A 13,725-nucleotide genomic window follows, 5' to 3' on the forward strand; every position below is an offset into this window, starting at 1 on the left:
GGGCCCAGGTGTGTGTATCCATGGCGTCCCTGCAGTCGTTCCGTGCCCAGCTGACGCGGCTGCGCCGGTTGTCGCAGCCTTATTTCCTTCCCTACACCGAGAGCAACGGCTGGCAGTTTGCGCTGCTGTTGTTGTCTCTGCTCTTCTGTGTAGCAGGCACTGTGCTTGGCCTGCTGTGCGGTTTGATGGCTCTATTGGGAGTCATTTGGCCGCAAGTTACATCTCAGTATCTAGGGGGTGTGCAGGGGGCAATCGAATCGATCTGGTCCTTGCCGATCATCAAGATCGTGTCGTGGGGACAGCTTTCGTTAGGCATTTACCCCCTTTCTTTGGTGGTGTCCCTGATCTGTAGGGACCGCTTGCGGCGCGGTTTTGCGACGAAGCTCTGGCTTTATTTCCCCGCGCTCATTGTTAGTTGGTTAATCACCGCTCAGTTCGCTTCCTCGGGGTTATTTGCCTTGGTGGGTGTGGTGGCTCCTGCTCTGGCTGCCAGCCAGTTGGCGGGGGTTATTGGCCCTCTTAATCAGTTCTGGACCGTTCCGATTGGAACGCTTAGTCCCTTGCTTAATCAATTTGGTCTGAGCCTGCTCTGTTGGGGGCAGTTAATTCTGCTGTTGTTTATATCAGGACTTGGCTGCTTTATTAACTTCCGCTCGCGTTTGCGTCAGCGCCGTTGGTTGCCTTGGCTTTTGTTAGGGGTAATCATTATGATGCTACTGGCAGTGAATGGCATCAATGCTGGCATCACCTTCGTTGCCCGCGATCTCACCAATGAGCTGATCAAGCGTAATCCTGAGCTGAGTTATCGCAATCTTTGGGTGTATGGCATCTGCTTCATGGCGGCACTGCCGATACGCACACTTCAGTACTACCTCACTGCCAAGCTCAGCTTGGTCTGGCGCGACTGGTTGACCACAAACCTGGTTTCTGACTACTTCAAAGATAGGGCTTATTACGTTCTTAACCCCAATGAAGGGTCCGGTGGTGATGTTGATAATCCTGATCAGCGGATGGCCGACGACACCAAGGATTTCACGAAAGAAGCTCTTAAGTTCACTCTAGATATTTTTGACTCCATTTTGATGTTCTCTTTGAACATCGCGATTCTTTGGAGTATTAGTGGTGAGCTTGCTTTTGCCCTCTTCGTTTATGCGGCAACGATTTCGGCTGTCATGGTCTATGCGGGGCGTCGGCTTGCTGCAATTAACACCGATCAGCTTCGCTATGAAGCTGATTTTCGTTTTGGACTCGTCCACGTTAGGAATAATTCAGAGTCAATCGCTTTTTATTCGGGAGAGCCTGAGGAGTCTCGAGAAGTTGGTCGCAGGCTGCGAACAGTCATTCGAAATTTTGACCTGCTGATTATTTGGGAGGCCCTGTTAAAGGTTCTTCAAAGGGTTGGTAATTACGGTAGTAATTTCATTCCCTATTTGATTCTGATTGTTCCGATCCTGTCTGGAGAGATGGATTATGGTGGTTTTTCGCAGGCCAGAGTTGCTTACAGCTTGGTTGAGTTTTCATTGTTTTTTATTGTTAATAAGATTGAGGATCTTGCGCGCTTCTCTGCCTCGGTTGGGCGCTTGGAGGGCTTCCAATCCAACATCTCCCATGTTGATCGTGAGGAATACAAGGATTTCTTCGCTGATGTCGCGCCGGCAAACTCAATTGTGCTGAAGGGTGCAGCTGTCAAAACGCCCTTCTCTGACCGACTTCTCGCCAAGGATCTCAACTTCAGCATTTCAGGAAGTCAGAAAATGTTGGTTGTTGGTCCCTCCGGCTGCGGAAAGACGTCACTTCTGAGGGTGATTAGTGGCCTTTGGGCTTCCCCCACTGGTCAGGTCTTCACCCCACCTTCAGGGGAATTGTTGTTTATTCCTCAGCGCCCTTACATGACCCTGGGCTCTCTTCGGGAGCAACTTTGCTATCCGCTCGACTGTGATCGCTTCAGCGACGATCACCTTCAAGCGGTGCTGAAGGAGGTGCAGCTCCAGTCTGTGCTGGATCGTTATCCCTCCTTTGACGTGAAGCAGGACTGGCCACGGCTGCTGTCGCTTGGCGAACAGCAGCGTTTGGCGTTTGCTCGTTTGTTGCTTAATGCTCCCAAGGTGGTGGTGCTCGATGAGGCAACGAGTGCACTTGATGTGAAGACGGAACGCCATCTCTATTCACTGCTGGTGGAGCGGGAGATGGCGGTGGTGAGTGTGGGGCATCGGCCCACACTCACCTCCTTTCACGACCTTGTGCTTGAGCTCAACGGTCAGGGAGGCTGGCAGCTGCTCCCCGCCTCCAGTTATGACTTTGATGATTCCTGAGCTGGATGCATGACGACAAGCAGCACTGAAGCCGCTTCTCAGGAGCCTCGACCGGCGCAAGTCCCCGCCACCAGTGCAACGACCTCGGATGTGCCTGGCTTCGGTTGGAGCGGCTATGCCGAGCGGGTCAACGGTCGGTTTGCCATGGTTGGATTTGCGGCCGTCCTGCTCGTCGAAGCCCTCTGCCACGACAGTTTCTTGCACTGGGCCGGCCTGGTTCCCTGAGCCATTCAGGGGAGCCGAATGATGTCGACATCCCAGCGTCCGCTGCGGCTGATCTGAACGGCCAGGGTCCTGCCGTCGCCATTGAGACTCACCTGACGGGGCACTCCTGGCGGATTGATGTCCAGGCGCTGGAGGGCTCCGATGCTGCGGCGGTAGAGCATGAGTTCTGTCCGTCCCTCGCGCTGCTGCACCAAGGCCAGCCGCTCTCCATCCCCGCTGAGGCTGATGCTCACAGGTTGTGCGTCGGCGCTGTTCAGTCCTGGCGTGGGAACGGGTGTGCCGTTCCGAAGATTGATCAGTTCGATCCGCTCCCGTCCTCCCCGGCTGGACAGGGTGGCCAGCCATTCCTGTGCCAGGGTTGGGTCTCGGCGGGCATCGCTGCTGCGGTCGAGGGCGCTGTTGAGGTTTTGCAGTGGACGGATGTCCTCGGTTGAGCAGCCGCCCACCAGCGTGAACAGCAGCAGACTGTTCCAGAGCAGCAGGCTGGTGCGGCCACCGGTCTTCTCCTTTCGAGACTGGGCGATCAAGGGCCCTCCTGCGGTGTGGTGACTCGCAGGCCCCCGGGTCGGTCTGGTTCGAGCACGGAGCTGAGGTCGAGCATCTCGACACGCCAGCGGCCGCGGTCGGAGACTTGAATCGCCATCCTCTGCCCATCCGGGGCCAGACTGACCCGAACCGGATCCCGGTTGCCAGGTGGCCTGAGGGGATGGGCTCTGCCGGTGACGCGGTCTTCGACCAGTGCCATGCGCCGATTGCCCCGTTGGGTGATCACTGCCAGATAACGACCGTTCCAGCTCAGGGACGGGGAGCTGTGGGGCTGCTGGCGGTTGAGGTGCCGTAGTGGAAGTCGCTGGCCGCTGCGCAGATCACGCAGCTCCACGGTGGGGCGGCCTCGTTGTTCAACGATGACAGCGAGGATGTTGCCGTTGCCGCTGATGGCCGGATCCTGCTGCTGGCGGTCCACGGATGCCCCAGGCGCTCGACGGGCATTCGGGCTGCACCCCAGCATGAGCAGGGAAACAGTTGCAGCGATCAAGCTGTATTCAGCGACGCGGGCGATCGGAGGCAGGCGACGCATGGGCCCTTAGCTGGAATGGGCTTCAGTCGTCGAACCTGGAGCTGTTGTCGCGCGGGCGAGAACTGCGAGGTGCCGGGCGACCGGAGGCTGTTCCGGTGTTCTCGGGCCGGTTCGAGCCAGGACGTGCCTGACTTCCTGTTTGGGGACTCGGTCGAGATGAGCCTGGGCTTGTTGTGGAGCGTGGACCGCGCTTGGAGGGTGAAAAGGCAGCGTCTTCAGGGCCTTGGCGCAGCGGAGTGCCTTGGGGGATTCCAGCTTGGCTTGAGGTGGTGGGAGGGGTCTCGCTGGAGCGGCCTCTGGAGGGGCTGCCAGGTCGTTCCCTTGGGTTGCGATCGTCGTTGCTCGCAGCGCTATCGGCGCGCGCAGCACTGGGGCGGGTGCCCCGCCGTTGATCCTGTCGTTGGGTGCGGCGGGATCCGAAGTTAGAGCGGGAGTCGCTGTCTTCATCGCGTCGCCCGAAACGGGCCATGCGCCGCTGTTGCTCACTGCGTTCGTCCCAACCGTCTGCCGAGTCGTCACGACCACGGCGACGGCTGGCAGCCTGCTCGGGAATCGCAGCTCGAGACTGACGCTGTGGACGGTAGAAGTCTCGCTCTCCCTCCTGGCTGTAGTCGTCACCAGAGGCACCCTGAAACCGTCGGCGCAGGGGTTCTGGTTCTGTGTCGTCGAAGCGGTCATAGGGCGAATCCCACCCTCCGTTTAGGCCTCCAGCAGGGCCAGGCCCTGGGGCGGGTTCATCGTCAAAGTAGGCCGAACGCCTTGCTTGCTCGACGGAGACGCCGCGGAGACGCACGCTTTCGAAGGCGAAGAATCCTGTTGAGGCCGAGAGTAAAAAAACGCCGAACTGCAAGATCGGGTCAAGACGCCAGCTTTGCGTCAGCAGAATCCCGCCGCAGAGCAAGCCAACCGCGGAGAAGAACACGTCATAATCCCTAGCCAGCGCAGGCTTGAAGCTGCGCATGAAGTAGAGAAGTGCTCCTCCAACGGCAAGTGCAATTCCGCACAGACTGCCGAAATTGAGGCTTGCATTAAACATTCCGGTCCCCCGATCTCCTTAGTTTACGAGTGGGGACCAGGGGTAGGGGGAAGAACTGAGCGCTTCAGAGCTTGCGGTCAAGCTGGTCGGTCTGGCTCAGCAGAAACAGGCCGATGCTGACCGGGATGACCACGATCACGGTGCCCCACAAGAGGCTGCTCAGAAAGTTGGCGAGGGAGGGGGTCATGTCGAGCCGGAATGGATGGCCAGGATCCGGAGATCCTAGGGATTGTTGGTGTCTTTCTACGATGCAGGCTCGGATGCTTTGAGCTTTGTGACGCCAACCCTCGTTGCGGTTCTGCCGGTTGTGCACCTGATGCTGGGCTTGCTGCTGATGGTCTGGACCCTCTGCTTCCTGGTGCGCATCGTGCTCACTTGGTACCCCCAGGTGGATCTCAGGGCAGGCTTCTGGCCCCTGGTTGCGATTCCCACCGAGCCCTTGCTGGCCTCAACCCGCCGCCTGATCGCACCGATCGGAGGGGTGGATGTCACCCCGGTGATCTGGGTGGGCGTGATCAGCCTTGTGCGCGAACTGTTGGTGGGCCAACAGGGTCTGCTGTCCCAGCTGTTAATCCGCAGCGCCATGGTGGGTTAAGAGGCTGCCTCCCCACCCCCTGTCGTCTGAGCTCAATGCTGCTTAGAGCATGTCCTGCTCGACGAACTTCGTGTGCACATCACCGTTCTGAAATTCGGGGCGATCGAGCAGGCGGAGGTGGAATTCCACGGTCGTTGGGATGCCGGTGATGGCACATTCATTCAGTGCGCGTCGCATGCGCTTGAGGGCGCTCTCACGGTCTGGAGCCCAGATGATCAGCTTGCCGATCAGGGAGTCGTAAAAGGGTGGGATGTCGTAGCCGGTGTAAACGTGGCTGTCGACACGGATGCCAGGGCCACCGGGTGGGAGCCAGCCGGTGATCTTGCCGGGAGCAGGCCTGAAGTTGTGGGAGGCATCCTCTGCATTGATGCGGCATTCGATCGCGTGGCCACGCAGCTGGATGTCGTTCTGGCTGACGCTGATCGTCTCACCGCCGGCGATCCGTAGTTGTTCAGCGATCAGGTCGATGCCCGTCACCATTTCGGTGACAGGGTGCTCGACCTGAATGCGGGTGTTCATCTCCATGAAGTAGAAACCGCCGCCGCGATCGAGCAGAAATTCAACGGTGCCTGCGCCTTCGTATTGAATGCTGCGGGCTGCGGCCACGGCCGCTTCGCCCATCCGTAGGCGTAGTTCGGGGTCAAGAGCAGGGCTGGGTGCTTCTTCCAGCAGCTTCTGGTGACGGCGCTGAATCGAGCAATCCCGCTCACCCAGGTGCACCACATTGCCGTGGCGATCGGCCAGCACCTGCACTTCCACGTGCCTTGGGCGGTCGATGAACTTCTCCATGTAGAGACCAGGGTTGCCGAAGGCGGCTTCCGCTTCGCCTTGGGCGGCCTTGAACAGGGTATGGAGTTGGTCCGGACCTGGAACCAGGCGCATGCCACGGCCACCGCCCCCTGCCGTGGCCTTGATCATCACCGGGTAACCCATCTCTTCTGCCAGGGTTGCCGCTTCTTCGGGGCTGGCGAGAAGCCCTTCACTGCCAGGCACGGTGGGGACGCCCACCTGCTGCATCGTGCTCTTGGCCGTGGCTTTATCACCCATCGAGCGGATCGCATGGGGTGACGGGCCGACAAAGGTGATGCCGTGGTCGCGGCACATTTCGGCGAACCGGTCGTTCTCAGCCAGAAAGCCGTATCCAGGGTGAATGGCATCCACACCGCGAGACGTCGCTGCAGCCAGGATGTTTGGGATATTCAGATAGCTCTTGCTGCTGGCGGCTTCGCCGACGCAAACAGCTTCATCGGCCAACTGCACATGCAGGGCGTTGCGATCCACAGTGCTGTAGACGGCCACTGTGGCGATCCCCAGCTCTCTGCAGCTCCTGATGATTCGGAGCGCAATTTCGCCGCGGTTGGCGATCAGCACCTTGCCGATGGGCATCCCGCAGTTTCCAGTCAAGGGCGGATCGTATCAGCGCTCACGCTTCTGGAGAAGAATCCGTTGCGTTGGAGGCCCTTGCCAGCACGCTTGGCAGGGACATGGACCATGGCCCGGTATGATCCATCCTCGACGAGATCCGAGCGGTCACGTCAGCCACGCGGATGTGGTGGAATTGGTAGACACGCACGTTTGAGGGGCGTGTGGCTTCGGCCTTGCGAGTTCAAGTCTCGCCATCCGCACTTTTATCTTCATGATCTGATCGGATCCAGGTCGGTTCCGAGCCTGGGTTCCACCCAAGCTTTCCATGAGGGTTGATGCCTGTTGAACAGCCTTCTGGCATTGGTCAGGAGTTCCCGCCCAACCTATCCATCGTGTTCGTTTCGAACGGCCCGGGGGAGCTGGCGACCTGGGTTCGTCCTCTAGCGGAACAGTTGCACCGCACACTTCAGCTGCGTCCACGCGCTCCTCAGTCGCTGATCAGTCTGCGGTTGGTGCTTGTGCCCTGTCCGAATGCGACAGGTGAGGAGGCTGAGGCCGCTGCCCGCTGGGGCCAGTTTGATCGCATTACGCCCGCTCGTGGCTTCTGGCCCTTGCTGTTGAATCCCCGCCGGGAAGGCCCCTGGGCGGCTCAGGGAGTGGTGGTGTTTCTCGGTGGTGATCAGTTCTGGAGTGTGTTGCTGTCTGCTCGGCTTGGCTATCGCCACATCACCTACGCCGAGTGGGTGGCGCGATGGCCTCGCTGGAACGACCGCCTGGCGGCGATGGCGCCGGCAGTGCGTGAACAGTTGCCGCGTCGGTTCCGTTCCCGCTGCACGGTGGTTGGCGATCTGATGGCGGATCTTTCAAGCCATGCTCGGGACCAGTCCCCCCTGCCGCAGGGAGATTGGGTGGCGTTGTTGCCAGGATCTAAGCCCGCCAAGCTTTCAGTGGGAATGCCGTTTCTTCTGGAGGTCGCTGATCGTCTGGTGCCGTTGCACCCTGGCTGCCGCTTCTTGATGCCCGTCGCGCCCACGACCTCGTTGGCGGCTCTGCAGCGCTTCGCCGGCGCGCGCAATCCGATCGCAAGCTTCTATGGCTCGGGGATTGCATCCATCGAGCCGGCCAGCGATGGATCGCCTTGGCGACGGCTCATCACCATTGCGGGAACGGAAATTCACCTCCAGGAGGAGCCCCCCGCCCATGGGCCCCTGAGTCAATGCTCGTTGGCTCTCACGACTGTTGGCGCCAATACTGCTGAGCTGGGGGCCCTAGGGGTGCCGATGATCGTGATCGTGCCCACCCAGCATCTTGGTGTGATGCAGGCTTGGGATGGCTGGATGGGACTGCTTGCCCGTCTGCCTGGACTGCGCTGGTGCATTGGCGCGCTTCTGAGTGCCTGGCGTCTGCGTCAACATGGTTTTTTGGCCTGGCCGAATATCTCTGCCGGTCGGGCCGTGGTGCCCGAACGGGTTGGCGCGATTCGACCGGAGGCGATCGCCGTGGAGGCGGCCGACTGGCTGTCGTCGCCTGAGCGGTTGCAGGGCCAACGGGATGATCTCCGCCTCCTACGGGGCCAGCCCGGTGCAGTGGCGGCTTTGGCGGAAGAGGTAAGGGCTCTGCTGCCAAAGGCTCTGTGTGACTAGCGTGAGGCTCGAATGAAACGCCGCTATGACCGCCAGTTCTGGCCTGCCCCTCGATGCTCAAGACAGGGTTCAGCGCAGCGAGGCGGAATGGAAGGCCGAGCTCACACCTGAACAGTTTCAGGTGGCGCGCAAAGGTGGCACCGAGCGCGCGTTCACTGGTGCCTATTGGGACAACAAGGCAACGGGGATGTACCACTGTGTTTGCTGCGGTGCTCCGCTATTCAGTTCCGACACCAAGTTCGATTCGGGCACTGGCTGGCCCAGTTTCTGGGATGGTGCCAGTCCTGCGGCCATCACCACCAAGACCGATGTCAGTCATGGGATGGTGCGGACCGAAATCAACTGCTCTCGTTGTGACGCCCATCTCGGCCACGTGTTTAGCGATGGCCCCACGCCGACGGGTCAGCGGTATTGCGTGAACAGTGCTTCGCTCCGATTTGAGCAGAAGGGCTGACCCGTCCTGCTCACAAGCATTCACCAGGGGTCGTCTAGGTCGTTGCGATTGGGTAAGGGCTCCCGGTCGCTCCGGCTTGCATAGGCCTCATCGGCTTCGAGTGGTTCCACATCCAGGGGATCTTCTGGCGGTTGGACCGCTCGACGGGCAGCAGGCCTTGGACGCGCTTCAAAGCGGTCAACCTCCATCCCAACTTCAGGATCAGGGTTCATCGCAACAGCATCATCCCAAGGTTGGGGATCAGCGGCGTAACGCTCAGGTGGCTCGTTTCGATCCCTTGGGAATCGCTCACGCTCAAACCGTTCATCGCCGTAGCTATCGGCGTTGTCATCAGGAGCTGCGTTGGAGGTATCGCGATAGCGATCCTGTCCATACCGTTCCTGATCGCTATAGGCCTGGCGACGGTCGTCGTCCTGGCTGTCATACGAATCGCGGCGGCTGTATGCGTCCCGTTCAGGCAGGTCGTCCATATAGCGACGCTGGCTCTGCTGCTCGCTGCGTCGATCCTCCACTTCGACGTATTCCAGCTCCTCTTCAGGGGCGAAGCTGGCGCTTTCTGAGGCCTGCAGTTGTTTCTGCTGCTCTGCCGCCGGCTGTCCTGAGCTGAGCTGGTTCTCGACCGGCACCACATTGACCCGGTAGCGCTCTCGCTCCTGTTCTTCCCAGCTCGGTCCGCCAACGCCAAGTTTCTCTAAAACGCCGCTGTTGAGTTGCTTCAGTTTGTCTTCTGCGCCCTCGTAAACAATGATGCGATCAGGGCCGCTGCTGACGATTTCATCAACCGGGATTTCCCAGGTGCTGAGCACACCCTCGCCAAGGAGAGGCACTCCTAGGGCTCCCATCACCAACGTGCTGAGTTCGCCGGTTTCGATGTCGAACGAGAAGCCGAGCACCCGGCCGAGGACACTGCCGGATTCAGTGATGACTTGGCAGTTGATCACCCGGCTGTAGCGCTCAGGTGAGAACGTTTCGCTGAGCGAATCGATTGAATCCACCAGGATCACATCACCCACCTGGCGAATGCGCTCGAGGCGCATCCAGCGAGGCAGACCGGGGAGGAAGCGGGTGAGGGGGTTGTCGCGCAGGCCCAGGGCCACTACCTCACGACCATCGATATCAACGATCACTTCTCCGACCACGCCGAGGCGGCGGCCGGTGTCGCGGGTGATCACCTGGGTTCCCATTAGTTCGGAACGGAGCCACAGCCTGTCGCTGGGCACCGTTTCGAGAGGATCGTTAGGGGTTGGGGTCGAGGTCAAATTCAGGCCTCAGCCGTGGCAATTCGGACCATTTTGGCGTAGTGAGCTCGCATTGACTGTTTGTGTCAGAGGGTGCCTGTACTCCTGTCCTGGCAGGGTTGGCGGTCGGTGAGGTTCAGGCTGCGTCGGGAAGGCCCACCACCTGGGTGTGGGCGCCGCGGGCCTGGGTGACGCCGATGGTGCGTAGAGAGGCTCCAATCATTGGCCGGCGGTGACTGACCACCAGGAACTGGGCATCTTCGGCTTGGCGTGCGATCAGCGCGGCTAGACGCTCCACATTGACTCCATCAAGGAAGCTGTCGACTTCATCGAGCGCGTAGAAGGGCGAAGGCCGGAACCGCTGCAGAGCAAAGAGAAAGCTGAGGGCGGTCAGCGATTTTTCCCCTCCAGACATGGAGGCCAGCCGTCGCACTGATTTGCCTTTCGGATGCGCGACCAGAGTCAGCCCGCCCTCGAGGGGGTCAGAGGCGTTATCGAGCTGCAGATGGCCATCACCTTCGGAGAGGCTGGCGAAAATCTCACGGAAGTGACCATCCACCGCCTGGAAGGCCTCCATGAAGGCTTCTTGGCGCAGGGTGGCCACGGTCTCGATGCGAAGCAGCAATTCTTCCCGTTCCTGGCTGAGCACTTCCAGTCGTTCGCAGAGGTCGCCCAGGCGTGTCTCCAGCTCTTGCAGTTCCTCAAGGGCGAGCATGTTCACCGGTTCGAGTGCTTCCATGCGCTTCTGCAGCTCCTGCAGCGAGGCCTGAAGGGCTTCCAGCCCTCCGTCACGCACCTCCGCCGGGATCTCTGGGCGAGGGTCGGGCAGGGTCTGGCTCAGTTCTTGGAGGCGGATGCCGCCGCTGCGGATCTGTTCTGCAATGGTCTCCCGCTCTTCGCGTAGACGCTCCAGTTCCCAACGGGCTTGCTGCAGTTTCTGGCGCTGGTCGGCCACGATCGCTTCGGCCTCATCGCGTGCACGCCGTTGCTCTCCGAAGGCGGTTTGCAGCTCCTTTTGTTCGGCTTCCAGAGTGCTTTTACGGCTGGACAGCTGCTGCTGTTGCTCTCGCCACTCGCCATGGGCCTTGGTCAGTGCTTCCACTGCGTCCTTGAGGCGGGTTTCCTCTGCCTCCAGCGACTGTTGCTGATCGCCCAGGCGTTCCATGGCTAATTCGCGCTGGCGTTGCTCCTCCACCAGGGCGTCTTTGTTGTTCCGTGCTGACAGCAGCGTGGCGTCCGCTGCTTCCAGATCGCTCTGCAGTTGTTGCCAGGCTTCCATGTCACCTTCGGCCTGGGCATTGCGCTCTTGGCCGGTGAGCTGGTTGAGCTCGTCTTCTAGAGGGTTGAGAGCTGTACTCAGAGCCTCGAGGCGCTCGCGGCCGCTGTGTGCGCCGCTGCGCAGGCTGTCAAGACGCTGATTGCGCTGCCTGCAGCGTTCCATCAGCGGGCCATGGGCCCGACGGGCAGCGCTGCGTTCGGCGTCCAGACCGGCCTGGCGCTGTTCCAGTTGTCGCAGCCTCGGGCGTGCCGCTTCCAGCTGGTCGACGAGTCGCTGCTCTTCTCGCCGGCAGGCCAGGAGGGTTTCCCCCAACTCGAGCAGGCGACGACGTAAGGGCTCGGCTTCATCGCTGTCTTGGCTGGTGCCAAAACTCAGGCCGCTGCTGCGCTGAGAGAAGCTGCCGCCTGTCATTGCACCACTCTTTTCCAGCAATTCCCCTTCCAGGGTCACGGCACGGTGACGGCCCAGCTGTTGACGGGCCGTGTGCAGATCACTGAACACCTGGGTGTCTCCGAAGACATAGGCGAACACATCGCCATAGATCGGCTCGAAGCGCACCAGGTCGACGGCGCGTCCGATCAGCCCACCAGAGGCGGCACCATCGGGGCGTCGGCCCCTTGCCATGGCTGCACCACCACCGCCACCGGCGGCGCGGATCTTGTTGAGCGGCAGAAAGGTGAGGCGGCCGGCACGGCGGCTTTTGAGCAGCTCGATCGCCCGGGCAGCGATCCGGTCGTCATCAACGACCACCTGGCCAAGCCTGGCCCCTGCGGCGACTTCCAGGGCAAGGCGGTGGAGCTCTTCGACTTCGCCGAGCTGGGCCACAGGTCCATGAATGCCATCAAGCCCGGCTTCCAGCAGCAGGCGAAGGGCGCCGGTGCCCCGGCTTTCCTGCAGGGCTTCGCGGCGACTTTCCAGCTTGGCGATGTCGCGTTCAAGGCGGCTCTGCTCCTGTTCAAGCCTTGAACGGGTGCGTTGCTGCACCGCTACGGACTCGACCAGTTGCTGGACCTCTGCCTTGCCATCCTCTAGCGATTGCAGCAGGGTCTGCCATTCCGCTTCCAGCTTGGTGAGGGCCTCTTGCACTTGCTGGTCTTCAGAGCCGTCTTGCTTCAGCTCCTCCTCAAGTTCATGCAGGCGTTCCTGGTCTTGTACAAGCCGAGCCTTGAGCTGTTGCTGCTCTTGCTGCAGGGGTGTGATCTGCGCCTGAAGGTCCAGCCGGCGGCTGCTGCGCTGACGTTGCTCTTCCATCCAGGTGCCGGAGCGGCCGGCTACATCCCCGAGGCGGCGGCGTGAGACCTCGACGGCCGCTTCGGCTTGATGGCAGGCTTGCTCCGCTGCTTTTAAGGCATCACTGTCTGCATTCGTCTGCAGTGACTGGGAGTTGTCCTGCAGGGCGCGACGACGATTTGTTAGGTCATGGCGTTGGCCTTGGAGTTTTTCTCCCTCCTGCTTGTGCTGCACCGACTGGCGCTCCAGCTCTCGGGCCTGGCTCTCCAGGCCCGCCAGTTCTGCTTGCACCGCCAGAAGTTTGTCTTCGCCTAGGTCTTTGACCTTCTCCTGCAGCTGTTGGAGATGGGCTGCGGCTTCGCACAGGGTGGTTTCGCCTGTTTTCAGGGCTTCGTGATCGCGCACCTCCTGGTCTCCCAGGGAGCGGTGACGCTCCTGCAGCTGCGCCAGGGCTTGTTTCGCGGCCTCATAGGCCAAGACCAGTTCTTGCTGGCGACCCTCCTGCATCTGGGTGCGTAGGGCTTGGTAGGTGCGTGCCTTGGCGCAGTCCTTCTCAAGGCGTTGGCGTGCGCTGTGCAGTTCCTGCTCCACGATCCGGCAGCGCTCCTGGCGCTCCTGCACATCATCGAGTTTGCGCCGTGTCTGCTCGATACGGGTGTCGAACAGGGCAACGCCCGCCAGTTCATCGATCAGGCCGCGGCGTTCGCGGTTGCTCATCGACACGATGCGGGTCACATCCCCCTGCATCACGACGTTGCTGCCTTCCGGGTCGATACGTAACCGTCTCAGCTGGGTTTGCAGCTGTTGGAGATTGCACGGTTCGCCGTCGGCTGTGTAGCTGCTGCTGTAGGAGCCGCCAGGCATCACCCGCAGTTTGCGGGTCACCGTCCATTCCTTCTGGTCCGCTTTGATCCAGGGGCCTTCCTCGGGGGTTTCCAGGCCTTCTTCAGCGGCGTCGGGTTGCCAGTCGCTGAGGTCGAAACGAACGCTCACCATCGTTTCGGCGGATTTGCCTGCTTTGAGGATGCCGCTATTCACCAGATCGGGTAGGCGATCCGCCCGCATGCCGCGGCTGGTGGCCAGGCCGAGGCAGAAAAGAACCCCATCAAGGATGTTGCTTTTCCCCGACCCATTCGGTCCGGTGACGACGGTGAAGCCGGTGTCCAGGGGGATGCTCATCGCCCCCCCGAAGGACTTGAAGTGCTTAAAGCCAACCTGATTGATATGAACCAACAGGATCAGGGGGCTTTCAGCGCTCTGAAATTAGCGG

General features: G+C 60.7%; 12 protein-coding genes and 1 tRNA gene. 6 read left to right on the plus strand and 7 right to left on the minus strand.

Annotated features, from left to right (window positions below):
* The first annotated feature begins 20 nt into the window (after positions 1 to 20).
* Positions 21 to 2,312, plus strand: coding sequence for an ABC transporter ATP-binding protein/permease (locus DXY16_RS00340; protein ID WP_244281459.1), 2,292 nt, complete (start codon positions 21 to 23; stop codon positions 2,310 to 2,312).
* 9 nt (positions 2,313 to 2,321) lie between these two features.
* The gene (locus tag DXY16_RS00345; protein ID WP_115017501.1) at positions 2,322 to 2,537 is read left to right on the plus strand and encodes a chlorophyll a/b-binding protein; all 216 of its coding nucleotides are present in this window, start codon (positions 2,322 to 2,324) and stop codon (positions 2,535 to 2,537) included.
* 5 nt (positions 2,538 to 2,542) lie between these two features.
* On the opposite strand, the gene DXY16_RS00350 is transcribed toward DXY16_RS00345, so the two are convergent.
* The 4 genes from DXY16_RS00350 to psbX form a co-directional block, all read right to left on the minus strand.
* Positions 2,543 to 3,016 carry a hypothetical protein gene (locus DXY16_RS00350; RefSeq protein WP_115118504.1) on the minus strand — a complete coding sequence of 158 codons (474 nt, stop codon included), beginning with the start codon at positions 3,014 to 3,016 and terminating at the stop codon, positions 2,543 to 2,545.
* Positions 3,017 to 3,060: 44 nt separating this feature from the next.
* Positions 3,061 to 3,546: a Tol biopolymer transporter periplasmic protein gene (locus DXY16_RS00355; protein WP_170953767.1), complete on the minus strand. Its 486-nt coding sequence runs from the start codon at positions 3,544 to 3,546 to the stop codon at positions 3,061 to 3,063.
* A 91-nt stretch (positions 3,547 to 3,637) separates the two neighbouring features.
* Positions 3,638 to 4,651 carry a Ycf66 family protein gene (locus tag DXY16_RS00360; RefSeq protein WP_115118433.1) on the minus strand — a complete coding sequence of 338 codons (1,014 nt, stop codon included), beginning with the start codon at positions 4,649 to 4,651 and terminating at the stop codon, positions 3,638 to 3,640.
* Positions 4,652 to 4,715: 64 nt separating this feature from the next.
* Entirely contained in the window at positions 4,716 to 4,838 is a 123-nt protein-coding gene (psbX, locus tag DXY16_RS00365) for a photosystem II reaction center X protein (RefSeq protein WP_115017493.1), read from the minus strand.
* A 78-nt stretch (positions 4,839 to 4,916) separates the two neighbouring features.
* On the opposite strand from psbX, the gene DXY16_RS00370 reads away from it, so the two are divergent.
* Positions 4,917 to 5,246: a YggT family protein gene (locus DXY16_RS00370; RefSeq protein WP_244281467.1), complete on the plus strand. Its 330-nt coding sequence runs from the start codon at positions 4,917 to 4,919 to the stop codon at positions 5,244 to 5,246.
* Positions 5,247 to 5,288: 42 nt separating this feature from the next.
* Here the strand turns inward: DXY16_RS00370 and accC are convergent, their stop codons facing one another.
* Positions 5,289 to 6,632, minus strand: coding sequence for an acetyl-CoA carboxylase biotin carboxylase subunit (accC, locus tag DXY16_RS00375; protein WP_115118434.1), 1,344 nt, complete (start codon positions 6,630 to 6,632; stop codon positions 5,289 to 5,291).
* A 157-nt stretch (positions 6,633 to 6,789) separates the two neighbouring features.
* On the opposite strand from accC, the gene DXY16_RS00380 reads away from it, so the two are divergent.
* The 3 genes from DXY16_RS00380 (at position 6,790) to msrB (ending at position 8,708) form a co-directional block, all read left to right on the plus strand.
* Positions 6,790 to 6,871, plus strand: a tRNA-Leu gene (locus DXY16_RS00380).
* A gap of 75 nt (positions 6,872 to 6,946) precedes the next feature.
* Positions 6,947 to 8,254, plus strand: coding sequence for a glycosyl transferase (locus tag DXY16_RS00385; protein ID WP_115118438.1), 1,308 nt, complete (start codon positions 6,947 to 6,949; stop codon positions 8,252 to 8,254).
* A gap of 25 nt (positions 8,255 to 8,279) precedes the next feature.
* Entirely contained in the window at positions 8,280 to 8,708 is a 429-nt protein-coding gene (gene msrB, locus DXY16_RS00390; RefSeq protein WP_115118441.1) for a peptide-methionine (R)-S-oxide reductase MsrB, read from the plus strand.
* Between the two features lie 20 nt (positions 8,709 to 8,728).
* On the opposite strand, the gene DXY16_RS00395 is transcribed toward msrB, so the two are convergent.
* Positions 8,729 to 9,967 (minus strand): PRC-barrel domain-containing protein, encoded by a 1,239-nt coding sequence (locus DXY16_RS00395; RefSeq protein ID WP_115118443.1) that lies wholly within the window; start codon positions 9,965 to 9,967, stop codon positions 8,729 to 8,731.
* 115 nt (positions 9,968 to 10,082) lie between these two features.
* On the minus strand, positions 10,083 to 13,688 hold the full coding sequence (gene smc / locus DXY16_RS00400) for a chromosome segregation protein SMC (RefSeq protein WP_115118445.1): 3,606 nt from the start codon (positions 13,686 to 13,688) through the stop codon (positions 10,083 to 10,085).
* Between the last annotated feature and the right edge of the window lie 37 nt (positions 13,689 to 13,725).

It is taken from the genome of Synechococcus sp. UW105, assembly GCF_900473935.1.
Classification (GTDB): domain Bacteria; phylum Cyanobacteriota; class Cyanobacteriia; order PCC-6307; family Cyanobiaceae; genus Synechococcus_C.

Bases quoted from the DNA above. Each gene is read 5' to 3' on its own strand.
- DXY16_RS00345 (WP_115017501.1), top strand. From the start codon at position 2,322: ATGACGACAAGCAGCACTGAAGCCGCTTCTCAGGAGCCTCGACCGGCG.
- msrB (WP_115118441.1), top strand. From the start codon at position 8,280: ATGACCGCCAGTTCTGGCCTGCCCCTCGATGCTCAAGACAGGGTTCAG.
- DXY16_RS00340 (WP_244281459.1), top strand. From the start codon at position 21: ATGGCGTCCCTGCAGTCGTTCCGTGCCCAGCTGACGCGGCTGCGCCGG.
- DXY16_RS00385 (WP_115118438.1), top strand. From the start codon at position 6,947: ATGCCTGTTGAACAGCCTTCTGGCATTGGTCAGGAGTTCCCGCCCAAC.
- accC (WP_115118434.1), bottom strand. From the start codon at position 6,632: ATGCCCATCGGCAAGGTGCTGATCGCCAACCGCGGCGAAATTGCGCTC.
- DXY16_RS00355 (WP_170953767.1), bottom strand. From the start codon at position 3,546: ATGCTGGGGTGCAGCCCGAATGCCCGTCGAGCGCCTGGGGCATCCGTG.
- DXY16_RS00360 (WP_115118433.1), bottom strand. From the start codon at position 4,651: ATGTTTAATGCAAGCCTCAATTTCGGCAGTCTGTGCGGAATTGCACTT.
- psbX (WP_115017493.1), bottom strand. From the start codon at position 4,838: ATGACCCCCTCCCTCGCCAACTTTCTGAGCAGCCTCTTGTGGGGCACC.